The organism is Aliarcobacter thereius LMG 24486, assembly GCF_004214815.1.
Classification (GTDB): domain Bacteria; phylum Campylobacterota; class Campylobacteria; order Campylobacterales; family Arcobacteraceae; genus Aliarcobacter; species Aliarcobacter thereius.
Genome location: NZ_CP035926.1, coordinates 1,747,853 through 1,768,147 on the forward strand (window position 1 = coordinate 1,747,853; position 20,295 = coordinate 1,768,147).

Annotated in this window: 25 protein-coding genes; 4 read left to right on the top strand and 21 right to left on the bottom strand. The window is 26.7% G+C overall.

Annotated elements, in window-relative coordinates; genetic code table 11:
- Positions 1 to 24: 24 nt before the first annotated feature.
- On the bottom strand, positions 25 to 570 hold the full coding sequence (gene maf / locus ATH_RS09010) for a septum formation inhibitor Maf (RefSeq protein WP_066180674.1): 546 nt from the start codon (positions 568 to 570) through the stop codon (positions 25 to 27).
- A 67-nt stretch (positions 571 to 637) separates the two neighbouring features.
- Between maf and ATH_RS09015 the strand changes: the two genes are divergently transcribed.
- Positions 638 to 1,921, top strand: coding sequence for a tellurium resistance protein TerC (locus ATH_RS09015; protein ID WP_066180671.1), 1,284 nt, complete (start codon positions 638 to 640; stop codon positions 1,919 to 1,921).
- Here ATH_RS09015 and ATH_RS09020 read toward each other — a convergent pair.
- Together ATH_RS09020 and ATH_RS09025 are read right to left on the bottom strand one after the other, a co-directional pair.
- A complete protein-coding gene (locus ATH_RS09020; protein WP_066180668.1) occupies positions 1,918 to 2,517 on the bottom strand; it encodes a MarC family protein in 600 nt (199 codons plus the stop codon). The genes ATH_RS09015 and ATH_RS09020 overlap by 4 nt on opposite strands.
- Positions 2,518 to 2,520: 3 nt before the next feature.
- Positions 2,521 to 3,147, bottom strand: a complete 627-nt coding sequence (locus tag ATH_RS09025) for a GDSL-type esterase/lipase family protein (protein ID WP_066180665.1) — start codon at positions 3,145 to 3,147, stop codon at positions 2,521 to 2,523.
- Between the two features lie 120 nt (positions 3,148 to 3,267).
- Between ATH_RS09025 and ATH_RS09030 the strand changes: the two genes are divergently transcribed.
- Positions 3,268 to 4,677 carry an anion permease gene (locus ATH_RS09030; RefSeq protein WP_066185901.1) on the top strand — a complete coding sequence of 470 codons (1,410 nt, stop codon included), beginning with the start codon at positions 3,268 to 3,270 and terminating at the stop codon, positions 4,675 to 4,677.
- 29 nt (positions 4,678 to 4,706) lie between these two features.
- Here ATH_RS09030 and ATH_RS09035 read toward each other — a convergent pair whose 3' ends face one another.
- The 8 genes from ATH_RS09035 to ATH_RS09070 all read right to left on the bottom strand — a co-directional run bounded on the left by ATH_RS09035 (position 4,707) and on the right by ATH_RS09070 (position 11,543).
- Complete coding sequence (locus tag ATH_RS09035; protein ID WP_066180659.1) at positions 4,707 to 5,456, bottom strand: sulfite exporter TauE/SafE family protein; 750 nt, start codon at positions 5,454 to 5,456, stop codon at positions 4,707 to 4,709.
- A 15-nt stretch (positions 5,457 to 5,471) separates the two neighbouring features.
- The gene (dsbD, locus tag ATH_RS09040) at positions 5,472 to 7,229 is read right to left on the bottom strand and encodes a protein-disulfide reductase DsbD (RefSeq protein ID WP_066180657.1); all 1,758 of its coding nucleotides are present in this window, start codon (positions 7,227 to 7,229) and stop codon (positions 5,472 to 5,474) included.
- An 8-nt stretch (positions 7,230 to 7,237) separates the two neighbouring features.
- Positions 7,238 to 7,597 carry a thioredoxin family protein gene (locus ATH_RS09045; protein ID WP_066180655.1) on the bottom strand — a complete coding sequence of 120 codons (360 nt, stop codon included), beginning with the start codon at positions 7,595 to 7,597 and terminating at the stop codon, positions 7,238 to 7,240.
- A gap of 94 nt (positions 7,598 to 7,691) precedes the next feature.
- Positions 7,692 to 8,624, bottom strand: coding sequence for a 30S ribosomal protein S6--L-glutamate ligase (gene rimK, locus ATH_RS09050; protein WP_066390077.1), 933 nt, complete (start codon positions 8,622 to 8,624; stop codon positions 7,692 to 7,694).
- Positions 8,624 to 9,046 (bottom strand): ATP-dependent zinc protease family protein, encoded by a 423-nt coding sequence (locus ATH_RS09055; protein ID WP_306457598.1) that lies wholly within the window; start codon positions 9,044 to 9,046, stop codon positions 8,624 to 8,626. Before ATH_RS09055 ends, rimK begins: the two co-directional genes overlap by 1 nt.
- Positions 9,047 to 9,097: 51 nt before the next feature.
- Entirely contained in the window at positions 9,098 to 9,322 is a 225-nt protein-coding gene (locus tag ATH_RS09060; protein WP_066180647.1) for a hypothetical protein, read from the bottom strand.
- A gap of 57 nt (positions 9,323 to 9,379) precedes the next feature.
- Positions 9,380 to 10,753 carry an EAL domain-containing protein gene (locus ATH_RS09065; RefSeq protein WP_170167571.1) on the bottom strand — a complete coding sequence of 458 codons (1,374 nt, stop codon included), beginning with the start codon at positions 10,751 to 10,753 and terminating at the stop codon, positions 9,380 to 9,382.
- Entirely contained in the window at positions 10,740 to 11,543 is an 804-nt protein-coding gene (locus tag ATH_RS09070) for a phosphatidylserine decarboxylase (RefSeq protein ID WP_066180641.1), read from the bottom strand. The genes ATH_RS09065 and ATH_RS09070 overlap by 14 nt, the downstream gene beginning before the upstream one ends.
- Before the next feature lie 84 nt (positions 11,544 to 11,627).
- Here ATH_RS09070 and ATH_RS09075 point away from each other — a divergent pair, with 84 nt between their 5' ends.
- Together ATH_RS09075 and ATH_RS09080 are read left to right on the top strand one after the other, a co-directional pair.
- Positions 11,628 to 11,870, top strand: a complete 243-nt coding sequence (locus ATH_RS09075) for a hypothetical protein (protein WP_066180638.1) — start codon at positions 11,628 to 11,630, stop codon at positions 11,868 to 11,870.
- A 146-nt stretch (positions 11,871 to 12,016) separates the two neighbouring features.
- Positions 12,017 to 12,244 (top strand): hypothetical protein, encoded by a 228-nt coding sequence (locus tag ATH_RS09080; RefSeq protein WP_066180635.1) that lies wholly within the window; start codon positions 12,017 to 12,019, stop codon positions 12,242 to 12,244.
- Positions 12,245 to 12,274: 30 nt separating this feature from the next.
- Here ATH_RS09080 and mltA read toward each other — a convergent pair whose 3' ends face one another.
- The 10 genes from mltA to hypA form a co-directional block, all read right to left on the bottom strand.
- A complete protein-coding gene (gene mltA, locus ATH_RS09085; protein ID WP_119184133.1) occupies positions 12,275 to 13,336 on the bottom strand; it encodes a murein transglycosylase A in 1,062 nt (353 codons plus the stop codon).
- Positions 13,337 to 13,346: 10 nt separating this feature from the next.
- Complete coding sequence (gene dnaK, locus ATH_RS09090; protein ID WP_066172421.1) at positions 13,347 to 15,230, bottom strand: molecular chaperone DnaK; 1,884 nt, start codon at positions 15,228 to 15,230, stop codon at positions 13,347 to 13,349.
- Positions 15,231 to 15,294: 64 nt separating this feature from the next.
- Positions 15,295 to 15,864, bottom strand: coding sequence for a nucleotide exchange factor GrpE (gene grpE / locus ATH_RS09095; protein WP_083191849.1), 570 nt, complete (start codon positions 15,862 to 15,864; stop codon positions 15,295 to 15,297).
- A 10-nt stretch (positions 15,865 to 15,874) separates the two neighbouring features.
- Positions 15,875 to 16,663, bottom strand: a complete 789-nt coding sequence (locus tag ATH_RS09100) for a heat-shock protein (protein WP_066172424.1) — start codon at positions 16,661 to 16,663, stop codon at positions 15,875 to 15,877.
- 101 nt (positions 16,664 to 16,764) lie between these two features.
- Positions 16,765 to 17,412 carry an energy-coupling factor ABC transporter ATP-binding protein gene (locus ATH_RS09105; RefSeq protein WP_066172426.1) on the bottom strand — a complete coding sequence of 216 codons (648 nt, stop codon included), beginning with the start codon at positions 17,410 to 17,412 and terminating at the stop codon, positions 16,765 to 16,767.
- Positions 17,409 to 18,053 carry an energy-coupling factor transporter transmembrane component T family protein gene (locus ATH_RS09110; RefSeq protein WP_066172429.1) on the bottom strand — a complete coding sequence of 215 codons (645 nt, stop codon included), beginning with the start codon at positions 18,051 to 18,053 and terminating at the stop codon, positions 17,409 to 17,411. The genes ATH_RS09105 and ATH_RS09110 overlap by 4 nt, the downstream gene beginning before the upstream one ends.
- Positions 18,050 to 18,529, bottom strand: coding sequence for a hypothetical protein (locus ATH_RS09115; protein WP_066172433.1), 480 nt, complete (start codon positions 18,527 to 18,529; stop codon positions 18,050 to 18,052). Before ATH_RS09115 ends, ATH_RS09110 begins: the two co-directional genes overlap by 4 nt.
- Positions 18,526 to 19,128: a CbiM family transporter gene (locus ATH_RS09120; RefSeq protein WP_066172436.1), complete on the bottom strand. Its 603-nt coding sequence runs from the start codon at positions 19,126 to 19,128 to the stop codon at positions 18,526 to 18,528. The genes ATH_RS09115 and ATH_RS09120 overlap by 4 nt, the downstream gene beginning before the upstream one ends.
- Before the next feature lies 1 nt (position 19,129).
- Positions 19,130 to 19,855 carry a DUF4198 domain-containing protein gene (locus ATH_RS09125; protein ID WP_066172442.1) on the bottom strand — a complete coding sequence of 242 codons (726 nt, stop codon included), beginning with the start codon at positions 19,853 to 19,855 and terminating at the stop codon, positions 19,130 to 19,132.
- A gap of 92 nt (positions 19,856 to 19,947) precedes the next feature.
- Complete coding sequence (gene hypA / locus ATH_RS09130) at positions 19,948 to 20,289, bottom strand: hydrogenase/urease nickel incorporation protein HypA (protein WP_066172445.1); 342 nt, start codon at positions 20,287 to 20,289, stop codon at positions 19,948 to 19,950.
- Positions 20,290 to 20,295 lie beyond the last annotated feature (6 nt).

A 20,295-nucleotide genomic window follows, 5' to 3' on the forward strand; every position in this document is an offset into this window, starting at 1 on the left:
TTAAACTCTTAGCCTTTTTTATATTTACAAAAAAGGAATTAATTTTTCTATACTAAGTCCCATAGCTGTACTTTCAAGCCCAATAACATTTTTTATATATGGTTTACAAAAACCTTCAACCATTATAGCTCCAGCTTTTCCAAAACATTCACCTGATTTTATATAATTTTCTATATCCTTTTTATCAAATTCCATAAAATCATAACTTGTAATTGAGATATCAATAAGTTCTAGCTCTTTACTTTTAAATATCATACAAGATATTACAGATGTTTTATTTCCACTTTGAAGTTCTATCATAGATTTTGCATCATCAAAATCTTTTGCTTTTCTAAGAAGTTTTCCTTCACAAGTAACAACACTATCAGCTACAAGCAAAGGCATATCTTCTATTCCATATTTACTATATAACTCTTCAAATTTTCCTTTTGTAGCCATAAAACAAAACTCTTTTGGATTAGTTGTTCTTATACTATCTTCATCAAAGTTTCCACCATTTTGTATAAAATCTATATTAAAACTTCTTAGAATTTTTGCTCTTGTTGGTGAATTTGAACCAAGTCTTATCAAGATTTATCCTTTTTGCTTGAATTATACTAAGTTTTTATATAATGTATTTTTACAAAAAAGGTTTTAAATGCTATTTTTATCAAGACTTTCAGGACTTTTAATATTTCTTAGTTTTATTTTTACTATTTATTCATATTTTATAGATAATAGCTTTAATATATTTGCAGTTTCTTCTATTTGGATAGCTGCAATATTACTTTTCCCTACATTAAAATCAAAAAAACTAATAATAATCTTATTATTATTCTCTTTTATAGCTTTTTTTTATAGCTATTTAAATGACTTTTATATAGATTTTGAAAAGATTTTTAGTATAAATTTATATCTATTAGTTCTATTAATATCTGTTAGTTTCTTAAAACTTGTTGCAATCCCAAAAGAAGATAAAGAGACTCTTCCAAATGGTAAAAAAGCATTTATTAAAACATATTTAGGAATACATCTATTTGGTTCAGTTATAAATATATCTTCTTTACTTTTAGTTGCAGATAAAATGTATAAAAAAGCTACATTATCTCCTTTACAAATAATAGTTTTAACACGTTCTTTTGCAAGTGATGCATACTGGTCGCCTTTTTTTGTTGCTTTTGCAGCAGCTTTAACATATGCACCAAATTTAAATACTTTTTCTATAATATCTTTTGGTTTAATATTAGCAATATTTTCATTTGTATTTACATATCTTGAAGTCAATACAAATAGATTTAATTTGGATAGTTTTTATGGTTATCCTCTATCATTAGAAAATCTTTTTTTACCAGCTATTTTAGCTTTTCTTGTAATTATTACTCACTTTTATTTTGAAGATTTAAAAATAATTTTACTTATTTCATCATTTGCATTTACTCTTACTCTTATTATTTTACCTATGAAAAAAGGTTTAAAAACTAGTTTCTTTATATTAAAAGATTATATCTTTGATGATTTACCAAAAATGAAAAGTGAAATATCATTATTTTTGATTGCTGGACTTTTTGGTATTTTAGCAGGAACTGTTTTATTAGGATTAAATTTCTCTTTTCCTTTTGAAGTTTTTGATTATAAAATAGCTTCTATTATTCTTTTTATATTTATTTCTTTATCTTTTATAGGAATTCATCCTATTATATCTATATCTATTTTTGCAGACTTTTTTATAGATGCAAATCATACTTTATTAGCTATGACTTTTTTGATGGCTTGGGCAACAACTGTTTCAACATCACCAATTTCAGGATTAAATCTTACAATGAGTTCAAGATATTCTTGCAGTGCAAAAGAGATTTTTAAATTAAATTTCTTTTATAGTATTAAAATGTATTTTGCTTGTATTATTTTACTTTTCTTATTATCAAAGTTTTTAGGTATTTAGAGGTTAAAAAAACCTTTAATACCTGTAAACATAATTTGTGCTGATAAAGCTGCCAAAATCAATCCTGTTATTTTAGAAATTATCAATAAACCCTCTTTTTTTATAAGCTTTTCAATTAATGATGATAAATAAAGCATAGTTCCTATTGTTAATATTGCAAATAAAAGTGCTAAACCTGCTGTTAGTTTTGCTTGAAGACTTTGGAATTCTATTCCAAAAACCAATAGTATTCCTATTGTTCCTGGACCAATTGTAATTGGTAAAGCCAAAGGAACAACAGCTAACTCTTGAAGGTTTTTGTCATTCAATTTTTGTCCATCTTTATTTCCATAGATTAAACCAATTGCTGTTACAAAAAGTAGTGCCCCTGCTCCAATTTTAAAAGCATCTAATGTAATTCCAAATATAGAAAATATATGTTTCCCAAAAAATAGTAAAATAAAAGCCATAATTATTACAGATATTGTGACTTTTGTGGCTAATTTTCTTTTCTCTTCTATTGTGGCATCACTTGTTACTGTTATAAAAACACTCAAGACAAAAAAAGGAGTCATAATAAAAAACATCTTTAAATAAGTAGATAAAAAAAGCTCCATATCTTATCTCCTACTATCTTTTAAAAGATTTATCCATAATTGATAAGCTTCTCCATTTAAATGCAAATCATCTTTTGTATATTGTGAATTTAAAATATTATTTTCAGACAATATAGTATTTAAATCGATAAATTTTATATTTTTTAATTTTGCAAAATCTTTTAATGATTTATTTAATAACTCTATTTCATTATTAAAATTAGATTTCCTACTTTCACCAATATATAAAGTAGATTGAATATTTACTTTTATTTTTTTATCTAAAAAATATTTAACTATCTTTTTATAATTTTTAAATACTTCTTTGGCATTTGATCCTCTCATAATATCATTTACACCAATCATTATATAAACATCTTCTATATTTGAGCTAATTGTATGAACTCTATCTAAAACACCTAATGTTGTATCTCCACTAATTCCCCTATTTTGAACAAGCTCTCCCCAAAGTTCGCTCCATTCTCCTTCATCAGTTATTGAATCTCCTAACATCATTATCTTTGAAGTATTAAAATCTTTTAACATGAAAAATTGGCTCACTTTATGTTTATAATATGGATCATTTTGTATTTTCCACTCATTAGAATAAGAGTAAATTACAAAAAAAAGTAAAACAGATAATAATCTCATCTCATCTCCTAGTTTTCCATATTGTAGCAAAATGTAATTAATATGTAATATTTATTACACTTTAAAACTATTAACTAGCAATTTATACTATAATTCAAAAAAAATTATTTAGGAGTACTTATGTCGCAGAAAAATATTAAGCTACTAATACCCGTATTAATAGCCTTAGTAATTTGGTTTATTCCAGCACCTGAAGGTTTAACTCAGGACTCTTGGAGATACTTAGGAATTTTTATAGCAGTAATTATAGGACTTATACTTGAGCCTATTCCAGCAGCACTTATTGGTTTTGTAGGAATATCTTTTGTAGCTGCTGTAGGTTTAGTTGGAGGTTCTGGAGAGAGTATCAAATGGGCTCTATCAGGTTTTTCTAATACTACAATTTGGCTAATCTTTGCAGCATTTATGTTTGCAGCTGGTTATAAAAAAACTGGTTTAGGTAAAAGAATTTCTTTACTTATGGTTAAATATATGGGAAAAAGTTCTTTAGGTTTAGGTTATGCTGTTGCATTTTCTGATTTAGCTTTAGCTCCATTTATGCCATCAAATACTGCAAGAAGTGGTGGAACTATCTATCCTGTTGCAATTCATATTCCTGAAATATTTGGTTCATATCCAGATAAAGAGCCAAGAAAACTTGGTGCTTATATATCTTGGGTTGCTATTGCTTCTACTTGTGTAACAAGTTCAATGTTCCTAACAGCTCTTGCACCAAATGTTTTGGCAGTAGGAATGGTTGCTCAACACGATGCACATATTATTGTTCCTTGGATGGAGTGGGCAAAAATAATGCTACCACTTATGATTCCTCTATTTTTATTAACTCCATGGCTTACTTATGTAGTTTATCCACCAACTCAAAAGAAATCTCCTGAAGCTCCAGCTTGGGCAGCAGAAGAACTTAAAAAATTAGGTGGTGTTACATTTAAAGAGTATTTAATGCTAGGTCTTGCTTTAGTTGCACTTATTCTTTGGATATTTGGAGAAGATGTTGGAATAAACTCTACAACTACTGCTATTGCTGTTGTTTCTGTAATTATTTTATCAGGTATTTTAACTTGGGATGATTTACTTTCAGATAAAGCTGCATTTAACGTATTTATTTGGTTTGCTACTTTAGTTGCTTTAGCAGATGGTTTAAAGAAAGTTGGTTTAATCAAATATCTTGAATCAAATATCTCAAGTGTATTTACAGATATAAATGTAACAAGTGCTGTGATTGCATTAATAGTTATTTTCTATATCTTACACTATTTCTTTGCTAGTACAACAGCTCATGTTAGTGCTTTAGTTCCTGTGTTTATTACTATTGCTGTTACAATTTTACCAGCTGAACAAGTTCTTCCATTTACAATTTTATTACTTGGAAGTTTAGGTGTTATGGGAATAATTACTCCTTATGGTTGTGGACCTTCTCCTATTTGGTATGGAGCTGGTTATATTTCACAAGCAAAATGGTGGTCACTAGGTGCTATATTTGGTACTATTTATTTAATACCAATCATTATTGGAGTATTTATATTCCTTTAAAAATTAAAAGAGATTTTTTCTCTTTTAATTTATGGAAAAATCAGCTTAAATATTAGTATAAATGCAATAATTAATAAAACTACTCTTATTATCTTATTGTATAACTCTTGAGAAATTTTATCTTTTATCTTAAATCCAAAATATACAAAAATAATAGTAGCAATAACTGAAAATATTGAAATATTTATTACTTCATTTGTAATATATCCATAATATGAAAAAAGTATAATTTGTATAATTTTACTAGACAAGAAACATAAATTTGCAGCTTGTATTGTCTCTTTTTTTGTAAACTTTGACTCTAATGTATAAATTAAAAGACTAGCTGACATTACATTTGTTAAGCCACCTAATAATCCTGTTATAAGACCAAAAAACATTCTACTAAAAGTTTTCTTCTCATAAATCCAAGTAAATTTAATATTAAACTTATTAAAGAAGAGATAAAAAAGAATAGAGAATACAAGTAAAATTTTAAAAATATCAGAATCTGTATATAATAATATATATGTTCCTATTGCACTACCAATTAAAGAGAAAAGTGCTAATTTATAGAATTTCAAAAATGCTTCTTTAAAACTTCCTTCTTTTAATATTGACATAATATTTATAACAATTGCTGGTATAAGAAGATATATTATTGCAGTTTTTAAATCTGTAAAAGTTGCTAAAAGTGGTGTAGCTAACATCAAAAAGCCAACACCAATACTTCCTTGAATTAAGGCTGAGATGGCTATTGAAGCAATTAATATTAAATTAAAAGTAGTTAATAGTTCCATTAAAAAAATAGAAGCTTAAAAGCTTCTATTAATAATCTCTATAAATTCTTTTGGATTTTTATACCCAACAATTTTTGCTGCTTTAACTTCTTCTTTATTTTCATTCCAAAAGATTAATGCAGGAGGTCCTACTATTCCGAATCTCTTTTGAATAGCTTTATCATCTTCATTATTTGCTGTTACATCTACTTTTAGAAGTGTAAAGTTTTTCAATTTTGATATTACTTCACTATCTTTAAAAGTAATTTCATCTAACTCTTTACAAGAAACACACCAAGATGCCCAGAAATCAAGAATAACTGGTTTTGATGATTTTGATATTGCATCTTCTAGCTCTTTTATGTTTTTAATATATGTAAAATTTAATTCATCTTTTTGTGAAATTGACACTCCACTTGTAAATTTATCAAGTGGTTTAAGTGGATTTGTTGCTCCACTAATTGCTCCTACAAATAAAATAACTCCTAAAATAGTAATTACAACTTTTATAAGTTCAGCCAATATATGAGTATAAATTCTTAAATAAATTCCTGTTCCTAAAAATAATAAAGCCCATAAATACATAGTTATACTTGGATTTAAAACTCTATCAAGAAGCCAAATAGCAACTCCTAACATAATAATTCCAAATATTTTTGTAACACTTAGCATCCAACCACCTGGTTTTGGCATAAACTTACCAGCTCCAAGACCTATTAACAATAAAGGAACACCCATTCCTAAACTCATAACAAATAAAGCCATTCCTCCTAAAAGTGCATCTCCTGTTTGACCAATATATACTAATGCTCCTGCAAGAGGAGGTGCAACACAAGGTCCAACGATAAGTGCTGATAAGAATCCCATAATAGCAATTCCTAAAATTCCTTGTTGCTCTTTTCCATCTGTTGTTTTATTTATTCTTGATTGTATTGCTTGAGGAAGTTTAATCTCAAAATATCCAAACATAGAGAATGCAAGAGCAATAAATATTAGAGAAAAAGTAACTAATACATAAGGGTTTTGTAAACTTGCTTGTAAATTTGCTCCAAATATTCCTGCTATTATTCCAGCCATTGCATATGCAACACTCATTGAAATAACATAAACAAGTGACATAAAGAAACCTTTTTTGGCACTCATTTTCTCATTTTGAGAAGCTTTTACTATAATTGAAGATAATATAGGAATCATAGGAAAAACACAAGGTGTAAATGATAATAAAAGTCCAAAACCAAAGAATGTAGCAAGAACCAAAAGTGTACCTGAATCTTTAAATGTATTTGCAATACTATCTGTTTCACTTAAAAGTTCATTTGAAGCTAAAGTTTCTTCAATAATCTCTTCTTGTTTTGCTAGATTATCTTCATTATTTGAAGCTTCAAAAAATATAACTTTTTTCTCTTTCATAGGTGCATAACAAAGCCCAGCTTTTGAACAACCTTGAAATTTCAATTCAATTTCATATTTATTTGAATCTATTTTATCTTTTAGCAAACTATATGGTAAAGTTAAATTTAAATTATCTAAATGAACAATAAATCCATCATATTCAACTGGTTTTGGGAGATTCAGTTCATCTCTTAAAGCAACTTTCTTAGGTTTTGTAATATTTATCTCTATCTTATCATCATATAAATATATATCTTTTCCTAAATCCAACTTAATATTTAAATCTTTTTCATTTTGTATAAAAGTAACTTGAAAAGCCTCTTCTGGCTCTAAAACTTTATTTCCTAAATCTAATGAAAAAGAGTATGTTATTATTAATAAACTTAATAGCCATTTTCTCATATCTTCTCCTATTTAAAATCATTTTTAGATATTTCCAACAGCTCATCTGCTGTTTTTATACCTGCATATTGTTTGATTAATTCACCATCTTTAAAAATCATTATTGTTGGTAATCTTCTTACTTTATATATTCTTGATAACTCTTGTTCATTATCTATATTTACTTTAAAAACTTCTACATCTTCAGGTTTTATTATGTCAAATTCTTCTAAATTTACTGCCAAGATTTTACAAGGGGGACACCAAGGTGCATGAAAATCTATAATAGCATTTTTACCTTTTATTTTTTGGTGAAAGTTATCTTTATTTAGCTCTTCAAATGAGAACAAATAACTTACAAATAATCCTAATAGAACTATTTTTCTCATACCTACTCCTTTATTTCGAATATTAATTGTATATAAGTTTTGTAAATGAAAAGTTTATATTGATAATTAATAATCTCTTATAATTCTTAATATTTCATGCACCAATATTATCTTTTTTTATTTTTCTTTTCTTTGGATTAATCTCATCTATTATTTTTATATTTTTTTCTATATATTCAACAATTTTTAAAGCAACATTTATTCCTGTTGATTTTTCAATTCCTTCTAAGCCAGGACTTGAATTTACCTCCATAACAAGTGGTCCTCTATTTGATATTATCATATCAACTCCACAAACCCCAAGCCCCATTGCCTTTGCAGCAGCTATTGCTGTACTTTTTTCTTTTCTATTTAATTTATATATTGTTGCATTTCCACCTTGATGAAGGTTAGATCTAAAATCACCTTCAGCACCTTGTCTTTTCATAGCAGCAACTACTTCACCATCTACAATTAAAACTCTTATATCACTTCCATTTGCTTCTTCTATATACTCTTGTACAAGCAAATTAACTTCCATCCCATAAAAAGCGTCTAGCACAGACTTTGCAGCTTTTTTACTATCAACGAGAACTACTCCAACTCCTTGAGTTCCTTCTAATATTTTTAAAACTAAAGGTGCTCCACCACTTAAAGCAATAACATCTTTTGCTTTTGATTTATTTGATGCAAAAACAGTTCTTGGTAAATCTACTCCATTTTTTGATAGAACTTGAAGGCTTCTTAATTTATCTCTACTTCTTGTAAGAGCTAAATTTCCAGTCGTTGAAAAAACATCTTGCATTTCAAAGTGCCTTACTATTGAAGCACCAAAAAAAGTCCTACTAGCACCAATTCTAGGAATTATTGCATCAGGGATTTTTAAAACCTCTCCTTCATAATTTACAACTAACTCACTCTTCATAATCTCTATTGTACATTTAAGATAATCAATTACTCTAACTTCCCATCCCTTATTTTGGATCTCTTCAAATAATCTTCTTGTAGAATATAGATTTTCATTTCTTGATAAAATGTAGATTAACATTATTTATCCCTTTTTGTAATATTCTTTTTTGATACATCAACTAAAAATCTATTTTGTAAGAATTTCCTTCCAATTAGCATTGGATATTTCATACTCTGCCTTGAAGTTAAAGAGATTACAGTTTTGTAAACTTTCCCTGCAAAACTCACTCTTACTCTTATAGAAGCCCTAAGTTCAATATCTCCATTTGAGCTTTTTACATTTTTAAATTTATATATTGGTAGTATAATTTTTTTATTGTGATAAGATGGATGAACTTTATCTAATAAGATAAAACTAACAAAACTATCATCTATTATTTTTATTTCATCACAATGTAGAGAGTTTGAGTAGGCTCCTGTATCAATTTTTGCATCAAGATTTCTTAAATCCAAATCCAAAATCGATATAGGTTCTACTCTTCCAATTATTTTTTCTTGCAAGATAAACTCCTCTTAAATTAGAGAAATTATATCACAAATTGGAGTTTATATTTATTTTTTTAAGCTTTTTGCTTTTGCTAAAGCGTCTATTAATTCATCGATATTATCATATGGAATATGAGCTTTCCATTGAACATCTTCACCATTTAATGCAATTCCAATACTTACTACATCTTCTGTATCTTTTCCATAAGGTTCGCTTACATTTGATACAGATATTTTCCCTTTTTTTGTACCTGATAATTCAAACTCTTTTATTTTAGTAATCACAGTCATTTTATCTCCTTATTAGTTTGCTTTATTCTACAAGAAATTTCTTTTATTATTGTTAAATTATGAAAAAGAAGCTGAAGGTTTACCTAAATAGAATCCTTGGAACTCATCAATATCTAAATCTATCAATATCCTATAAATCTCTTCTTTATGAACAAACTCTGCAACTGTTCTAATATTTAAAGTTTTACAAAAAGCAACTATTGATTTTACTATTTCATAAGAGTTTTGATCTGTATCTATATTTTTGATTAAACTACCATCTATTTTTATATATTCAGGTTTTATTCTTATAATTCTTAAAAAGTTTGAATATCCACTACCAAAATCATCAATAGCAATCTTTATTCCCATTTTCTTATATTTTAAAATGAACTCTTCAAGAAACTCATAATCACTTACATTTTCACTTTCTAAAATCTCAAAAACTAATCTTTTTCTATCTTCTTCTGATATATTATTTATAGCTTCTTCTAAATAATCTATAAATTCATAACTCAAAATATCTCTAAAGCTTATATTTATTGTAATTTGTTTATCTGTTTTTAGAAGATTTTTAAGAGTTTTAGAGATAACTGTTTTTGATAATTCTAAATATTGTTTAGTTTTAAATGATATTCCTAAAAACTTATCTGGTGTTACAACAATATTTTGATTATATTGATCTTTATCCTCTATTCTCATAAGAGTTTCATATTTTATTATATTTTTGTTTTTATCTACAATGGCTTGATAATAAGGAACTATTCTATTCTCTTCTAAAGCCTTCTTAATATTTTCTCTCCAATATAAAGATTGAATTATTAGCTCTTTTGAGTCTAGTTCATTGTTATATACAAAATATCCTTGATTAAGAGATTTTGCTCTTTTTAGTGCCATAGCAGCAGTAATAATCGACTCTTCTTGAAAAATAGAAACACCTAAAGTCATAGAGATAGTTAAATCATCTTTTAGCTTTTCTACATATATTTTTCTATTTGTAAAAGTTTTTTCTAGCTTCTCTATTAATATAAAAATCTCTTCTATTGGCATATTATTTATATTTGAAACAGCAAATATATCTCCACTCATTCTAAAAGCTGTACAATCATAACTATTTTCAAAAGTTTTTAATATTTTTCCTATTTCGCTAAGTACAAATTCGGCATTTATAAATCCATAAATCTCATTTAAATCTTCAAATGCATCTACATCAAGTAAAATTACAATCACAGACTCTTCATCTTTTATTTGATCCTCAAGAGCTTTTCTGTTTTTTAGCCCTGTTAGCTCATCTTTATAAAGTCTCTCTTCTACCTCTTTTTTTGCTTTTAATATTACTTCTTTATTGCTTTTTCTTGCTTTTATAATAGTTCTTATATAAAGATAGAAGAAAACTACTGTTAAAGAGAAACTAAATATTAATAGAAATATTATTAATTCAGAATTCAGCAATTCTTTGTCCAAACTTAATATCTTTATTTAAAAGCTCTTCAAGTTTTACAAAATCTTTCTCCCACAACATAACAACAGTTGAACCCATTTTAAAGTATCCCAAACAATCAGCTTTTGAAATTTCAATATTGTCATAATTATATACTTTTATCTCACTTGTATCTTTATTTGTTTCAACACTTTTCTCAAATTCAAATACCATTTGTCCAACATTCAGAGCTCCTACAAAAACCATATAAAATAGTTTTCCATCTGATTCACACTCTAAAATCACTCTTTCATTTTGAACAAAAAGTTCAAACTCTTTATTTAAATATTTCAAATTTACAGGGTATAGTTTTCCAGGTACATGAATTAGTTTTTTTAGTTTAAAATCTATTGGTGCATGATATCTATGATAATCTTTTGGCGATAAATAAAAATTCATAAAATTTCCATCTTTTAGTCTTTCAAAATTTGAAGTACAATAATAAGTTAAAAGTTCTTCAACACTATATTGCATCCCTTTAATTTGTAAAGCAATATCTTTTTCTAATTTCCCACACTCTGTAATTAAACTATCAGTTGGAGAGATAAATATATTTTCACTATTATCTATCTCTCTTTTTATTATTAATTCTCTTGTAAATAGTTCATTTAAACTTTTATAATGTTTTGCACTTTTAAATTCTCTTAAATCCAATTTCATAATTTTTGCATATGAGTTGTTTATAAGTTTTTGAATAGGATTTGGAAACTCTTTTTTTGCGAATTTACCAAAGTATTGTGATAAAAGATTTGTTATATGCATGTTTTTCCCCAAATTTAATATGGCTAATATTTTACTCTTTTTTTGCTAGAATTATGCTTTTATTAATATATTTTAGGATTTTTTATGTATAAACTAGTGATTCAAGATAAATGCAGTTGTTTTTATAAATATAAATTAGACGGAACTTTTGAGTTTTACTCAAAAGATGATGCTCTTCAAAAAGCTATTGATTTAAGAAATTATATGAATAATACTTTTTGTAAAAAGCACTCTTTTGAAGTTCAAGAGATGTTTAATAATTTTATTATTAAATTTTATAAAGATGAACCTATTAACTCTTGTTGTGGAAATGGTTGTTGTATGTAATAATTATAAAATAATTTAGAGTAAGCTTAAACTAAGATTTACTTCTGTACTATGTATCGATCTTCATTGTGTTTTTTATTTAGAAGAACTATAAAGAAGGTAAGTTTACTATATTTTGTAAACAAAAATATTACACGGAGTATAAAATGAAAACTACAAAAGCAGTTAAAGAACTTGTAAAACTTACAAAAAAAGATGAGTTAAGCAAATCACAAAAAAAAGAGTCTAAGAAACTTGTTGGTGAATTAAAGTCAAAAAGATCAAAAATCAAATCTGAACTTAAAAAAACATCAAAAAATGATAAGAAAAAACTTAAAAAACTTAAAAATAAACAAAGTTTAATTAAAAAAGCTATCAAAAAAAGTAGCAAATAATTTAGCTTAGTGTAGATTTTTCTACACTAACTATTTTTTTGGTTCCAATACAATTATTTCGCCATATTCTTTCATTTTATGTGAATTTAATTTGGCTTCTTCTCCAAAACCCCAATAAAAATCAGCTCTTATTTCACCTTTTATTGCACCACCAACATCAGCAGCTACAACAAGTTTATTTATAGGTTCTTTTGTTATTGGATTTGTAGTCTTTATAAAAACAGGAGTTCCAAGCTCAATATATCTTCTATCAACAGCAATATTTCTCTTTGGAGTCAATACTGTATTTAAAGCACCTGTTGCGATATTTGGAGATATTTTGAAAAATATATAACTCTCATTTGTATTTAAAATTTCATCAACTTTTTCTTGGTTTTCATTTAGATACTCTTTTATCTTTATTCCATCAATCTCTTCAAGAGTAAAAATATTGTTCTCTACTAAGTATTTACCAATAGATCTATAAGCTCTTCCATTTTGCCCTGCCCAAGCAAGATTTATAAGAGTTTTATCTTCAAGTTCAACTCTTCCACTTCCTTGAATCTGGAGAAAAAATAGATCTATCTTATTATCTACATAAAGTATTGCTTTTAAACTTTTACTTATTTGTGCATCTATCTCTTCTCTTTTATAGTATGGAGTTAATCTATTGTTTTCTACTCTACCTATATTTCTATAATCTTTTAATTTACTATCATCAGAAATCACTAAATCTTCTGGCAGAGCATAAACTGGATATTTATATTTTAAAGTTTTTTCAAAACTCCCTTTTAAAAGAGGTTCATAATATCCTGTTATTAGTCCTTGCTTACTTTTGTTTCTATCAACAATTGTAAAAGCTTCGAAATTTTCTGTAAAGAACTTTTTGGCATCATCATAAGTTTCTGAAAGTTTACAAACATTTGTGAATTTTGGATTAATTTGTGATTTTTCACAATCTTTTTTAAATACTTCAAAAGCAAGATTTAAATCATCATCAAAAAAACCATCTATTTTTGAAAATGAAGTTTTCTCAAAACTTATATCTTTTTGTGAACATGAAATAAAAAAAAATGAGATTAATATTATAAGAAGATATTTAATGTGTTGCATGAAGTAGAGATTACTCTACTTCTGCATCGATAACATCGTCATCTTTTTTTGATTTTTGGTTTGCTTGTCCACCTTGAGCAGCTTCACCCTCTTTTTTATACATAGCTTCTGCTAATTTATGAGATTTTTCAGTTAAAACTTTTAACTTCTCTTCAATTTGCTCTTTTGTAGCATTATCATCTTTTAAAATCTCTTCAAGTTCAGCAGCTGCATCAATAATAGCTTTTTTCTCTTCTTCAGAGATTGCATTTTCATTCTCTTCTAAAGTTTTTTTAGTAGAGTGAAGCATTGCATCTGCTTGATTTCTTATCTCAATTAGAGCTTTTTTCTTAGCATCAGCATCTTTGTTTGCTTCAGCTTCTGCAACCATTTTTGCAATTTCATCATCACTTAATCCAGAACTTCCAGAAATTGTAATTGTATTTTCTTTTCCTGTTCCTTTATCCTTAGCACTTACATTTAAAACACCATTTGCATCAATATCAAATGTTACTTCAATTTGAGGAACACCTCTTGGAGCTGCTGGAATATCTGAAAGTTCAAACATACCTAAAGATTTATTATCTTTTGCAAACTCTCTTTCTCCTTGAGAAACATGAATAGAAACTGCTGGTTGATTATCATCAGCTGTTGAGAAAACTTGTGACTTTTTAACAGGAATTGTAGTTCCTTTTTCAATAAGTTTTGTCATAACTCCACCTAGAGTTTCAATTCCAAGAGATAGTGGTGTAACATCAAGTAAAAGAACATCTTTTACATCTCCTCTTAAAACTCCAGCTTGCACAGCAGCACCAGCTGCTACAACTTCATCTGGATTTACACCTTTATTTAAATCTTTTCCAAAGAAATCTCTTACAACTTGGTTTGCTTTTGGTAATCTTGTAGATCCACCAACCATGATAATTTCATTAATTTCACCTTTATCAAGACCTGAATCTTTTAAAGCAACTTTAATATGATTTAGTGTTTCATTGATTAATTTTTCAGTCATTGCTTCAAATTTTGCTCTTGTTAAAGATTTAACTAAGTGTACAGGACCTGCATTTCCCATAGAGATAAATGGTAAATTAATCTCTGTACTCTCAGCTGAACTTAGTTCTTTTTTAGCATTTTCAGCAGCATCTTTTAATCTTTGAAGAGCCATTTTGTCATTTTTTATATCAAATCCATTTTCACTTTTAAACTCTTCTGCTAACCAATCAATAATTGCATTATCAAAATCATCTCCACCTAAGAAAGCATTTCCATCTGTTGAAAGAACTTCAAATGTTCCATCACCTATTTCTAATACTGTAACGTCAAATGTTCCTCCACCAAAGTCATAAACTAAAACTTTCTCTTCACCTTTTTTATCAAGTCCATAAGCTAAAGAAGCTGCTGTTGGCTCATTTATAATTCTTAATACATTTAATCCAGCAATAGTTCCAGCTTCTTGAGTAGCTTTTCTTTGTGCATCATTAAAATATGCAGGAACAGTAATAACAGCATCTGTAACTTTTGCTCCTAAATACTCTTCAGCATCAGCTTTTAATTTTCCTAAAATTTTTGCAGAAATCTCTTGCGGAGTATAAACTTTTCCACCAATTTCAACAGCTGCTGCTCCATTTCTATCAACAATTTTATATCCAACTTTTGATTGTGCTTCTTTAGCATTCTCTTCATTCATCATTAAACCCATAATTCTTTTAATAGAATATATTGTTTTTTCTGGATTTGTAATTGCTTGTCTTTTTGCTGGATCTCCAACTAAAACATCACCTTTGTCTGTATATGCAACAATTGATGGAGTTGTATTTTTTCCCTCTTTATTTGGAATAATTTTTGCTTCACCATTCTCATAAACAGCAACACAAGAGTTTGTTGTTCCTAAATCTATACCTATAACTTTACTCATTTTTTTTCCTTTTATTAAGTTTTAAATCTATTATTAATAGTTTTATGACATTACGGTCAATATTTTAGTTTGCTATACTAACCATTGCAGGTCTTAAAAGCCTATCTTTTAAAACATAACCTTTTTGTAACTCAGCTACAATTTCACCTGTTTTGTGATTTTCGCTATCTACTTGCATAACAGCATTATGAAAGTTTGGATCAAATTCGCCATCTGTTTCTACTTTACTTACTCCATGTTTTTCAAAAGTGCTTAAAAAACTTTTAATTGTAAGCTCTATTCCCTCTTTTATTTTTGGAAGTAACTCTTCTGCTTTAATATCAGCTTCTGAAGATTTAAGAGCCATTTCAAGAGTATCTAATGGTGTTAAAATATCTTTTGCAAACTTTTCACTTGCATAATCTATTGCCATAAATTTCTCTTTTTCTAATCTTTTTTTGATATTCTCAAAATCAGCATGAACTCTTAAAAACTTCTCTTCACTTTGCTTTAGTTCTTCTTGAAGTTTTGCAATAATATCTTCAGAACTCTCCTCTTTTTTCTCTTCACACTCTTTATTTTCACAACAATTTTCAGATTTCTCAATCTCTTGTTCTACTTGTTCTTCTATTTTTTCTTCTATTTTCTCACTCAAGTTTTACTCCTTAAAAATTTGTAATTTGTTCAAAAAAGTATTCATAATCTTTTGATAACTCACCAACAATAAACATCTTATAATCTTCATTATTGATTTTGCAGAATTTACATATTCCAATATAATTTTGAGGTAACAAACCATCAAAATATAGACCTTCTTTCAAATCTTCCATAATATTTCCCTTAAGAAATCTATTAATTGTAAACTCATCAAAATCATAATTTAAAGCTAAATTTAAAAACTCTTTATAGTTAAATATTTCAAAATCATTTTGCAAAGATTGTTTTATTGCATTATATAATTCATATGCTCCAACATCTTTTGAAATTTTTAGAATTTCATCTAAAGAGATTTGTAAAAAATCACTCAAAAATTTGTATAAAGCTTGACTATACTTTATACTAACTGCAAAATTTGTAAACTCTAAAATGATATATCTACTCTCAACATTTATAATATTCTCTAAGATATCACTTCTTTCTTTTTGTAAAAAAATTGTTAATCCAATATTTTTTGCAAAATGTTCTAAAGCTTTGATATTTATACCTTTAAGCTTGAAATTTAATCTTCCTATCCAATACTGTTTTAAAGCTTCATTTGTAGGAGTTCTTCCACTACTTACATGTTCTTGAGCTAAAAAACCTTCATCTCCAAGCTTTTTAAAATATCCTCTTATTGTTGCAGTTGAATACTCTAGATCATACATAGATTTCAGCTCTTTTGAACCTATTGGCTCAAGATGCTCAATATATGCTTTTATTATAGATTGTAGTAAAAACTCTTTTTTATCTATCATAAACCTGCTCTTTATTTAAATTTTAGCACTCTATAACTTTAACTGCTAAAGAATTATAACAAAGTGAGTGAATGTTTGTCAAGTATTGTATTGTGAAAATTTTAATATTTTAAAGTTTTATCTTCTAAATGATATGTTTTTGAGACTAACTTATCTAAAAAAGCTTGTTTATGAGACACTATTATCATTGATTTTTCTGTATTATTTAAAATTTCTAAAACTCTCTTTTCACTACTTTCATCTAAGTCATTTGTAGGTTCATCAAGAAGTAATATCTCAGGCTCTTTAACCAAAATAGCTGCTAATGCTACAATTTTTTTCTCTCCTCCACTTAATTCATAGATTACTCTATTTTCTAAATGAAGAATATCTAGTTTTTTTAAGATATCTATACTTTTTTTATATGCTTCCTCTTTATTAATTCCAAGAGTTCTTAAAGAGAACATAACATCTTCAATTACACTAATAGTTAAAAAAAAGCTATTTATATTTTGTGGTAAATATGCTATTTTATCTCTAAACTTTTCAAAATCATCACTACTATTTATTCTATTGTGAAAAAGTTCAATAGTTCCAGCTGATGGAGTTTGTAATCCTGCTATAATTTTTAATAATGTAGTTTTACCTACACCATTTTTCCCAATAATTGCTATCTTTTCTTTATGCTTTAAATCAATTATTACATTTTCAAACAATACATAATCATCTTTTTTATATGAAATATTTTTTAAATTTATTGAACAACTCATAAAACTACCTTCACTAAAAGTATAATAATCAATAGTACTACTAAAATAAAATCTAAAATTTTGAAACTATTTTCATAGTTTAAAAAAATCTCATCTTTAAAAGCTCTTATTTTAAAAGTATCTTTTAAACTTTCACTATTTTTAATAGTTTTTATAAAAAGGATTCCAAAAATATTTCCATATGTTTTGTATGTAAATATATCTGTTCTTGCTTTAAAATTTCTAGCTTTTAAAGACTCTTTTATACTTTTTAATTCAAGATTTAAATCAAAAATAAACTTAACTGTAAAATATAAAATAGAGTTAATTTTTTTTGGAAATCTCAATATCATAAAAGCTTTTACAATATCAAACCCACTTGAAGAGTAAAAAAGTAAAAGATTAAACAGAAGTATAAAATTTACTTTGAAGAACAGTTCTAAAGCTTCATTTATATTACTTTCAAAATATAAAAAAAGAGCCAATACAACTATAAAGATATTTAAAAATAGTAATTTCTTTAAAATATTTATAATATTTTTATAGTTTAAATATATAAGGAAAATTATTGGAAGTATAAAAAAAAGTTCAAATTTTGAGAAACTCAAAATCAAACTAAATCCAACTGCACTCAATAAAGAGATAGCTGGGTTTAGTCTCAACTTTTAACTCTCTTTATAATTAAAAATATCAAAGATATTAAAATCAAACCAAAAACAATTTTGAATATTTCAAAATAGTTTAATTGCTCTTCTAAAACCTCTATTTTATTCTTTAGTAAACTATTTTCTTCTATTAAATCTTTAAGCTTTTTATCTTCTATTTTTTCTTCAATTATATTTTCATTTTTTATTTTTAAAGATTCTATCTCTTTAGTCACAATATGAGAACTTCCAGCATCAACTGTCACTTTAAAATACTCATTTGAACCTTTATAAATATATTCTCCATTATCATTTAATCTATCTTCAAGAACTAATCTATCTTTTGTCTCTATTTTAAACTTACAGTTTTTACATGGCTTTGCATTTGCAAAATATGAGTTTATGTATAAACTATCATCTTTTATATCTAAATACATATTTATCTTATGAGCAAATAAAAATATAGGCAAAACTAAAATTAAAAAAATTCTCATATATTTAATCCTTTAAATAGATTTGGCATCGCTTTTTTTACATATAAAAATAAGAAAAGTGTGATTAAAGCTTCTAATATCATAGTTGGTATATTTACTATAATTATAGAATATGCAGCATTTTTATACTCTTCTTTTGAAAAAATCAGAAGTATAAACATAATAATTGTAGGAATAAGTACTCCAATAAAACCAATTAAAAAGAATTTAACTTTTTCATTTAGTTTTTTAAGAATCTCTATTTTAAATAACAAAAATACCAAATATGCAGGAACAGCTATAATCAAAATATTTGCTCCTATAGAACTTAATCCACCATATCCCAAAAGTAAAGCTTGAAGAATAAGTGCAATTGATATAGAAAATATTGCAATACTTCCTAAAAATATTCCAATAAAACCTACAAGCATTAGATGAATTTGAGTAAAACCAAAAGGAATATGAATAAATGAAGCTATAAAAAATAAAGCACTAAACGAAGATGCCAATGCTATTTTATCATTTGATAAATTTTTAAAAGAGTAAACTAAAAAACCAAAAGCTACAGCTGTACTAACTGCTGTAACCTCAAGGCTTAAAACACCATCACTAATATGCATATTAGTGTGCTTTTATCCAAATTAATGCACCATTTTCAATAGGATATTTTTTTCCATTTAGCTCTTTTTCATTTTCTACCATTAAACCAGCAAATCCCCACCAACCTTTTTGGTTCATAACAAAAGAGAAAACTCCATTTTTATCTGTTTTTACAGTTTGAGTAGTATGCATTTCTGTTGGAGCTTTAATACCAGCTTCATTGTATAGTTCAACCTCAACACTAATATTAGCTTGTGGTTTTCCATCTTTTAGAAAAACTCCTTGAAAAAGATTTCCAGAGTATAAAGCAAATGGTTTTGTAAGAGGGACAATCTCATATTTTAAACCAATTGGCTCATCCCATCCTTCTTGTACACCAAATGAACTAACTATAACTTTTGGAACATGGCTGATAAATAGATCTTCTGCTTCCTCAAAATACGGCTCTGGTTGTACAAAAAACTTATAAACACCTGGTGTTTTAATCTCATAACTTGTAGTCCAAGCTTTGTGATCAAACTTTTTTGTCTCCGTTAAAGGCAATGAGTTTTTAGTACTATTTACAAAAATTCCTTTTGGTTTTTCCATATTCATACCACTTTGATCAAAAGGGTGAATAAACATAGTATCTAATTCTATTTTTGCATCTTTTTTATCTTCAACATTGTCCGTACTTGGAAGAAGAGTTAAGAAGTGAGCATTTGCAAAAAGCGATGCTAAAGCTAATAAACTTATAATTTTTTTCATAAAATTGTCCTTTGTAGTTTTTTGTAGATTATAATTGGCTTTACTTTATAAAATATAAATTTTGTAGTTTCTTATATATTTTTAGAACCAATTCACTCTAATTCTAAACTCATCAAATACATATCTTCACCATCTGTCACCTTTATATCTGTACTTTGGCATTTTGGACATGAAAACTCATGTTTTTCCAATATTGACTCACTATTGCATTTATTACAAGAAATCTCAACTCTTTGAATATTTATTATAAATTCTGCTTTATCACATATTGTTTTTTCTTTAAAAGTATCAAAAGCTGTTTGAAGTAAATCAGGTTCAACTCCACTTAAAACTCCAATTTTTACAACTACTTTTGTAACTTCTTTTGCCCTATTTTGTCTTGCGTGTTCTTCACAACTTTCCAATAGTGACTGAACTATACTATATTCATGCATATTTTA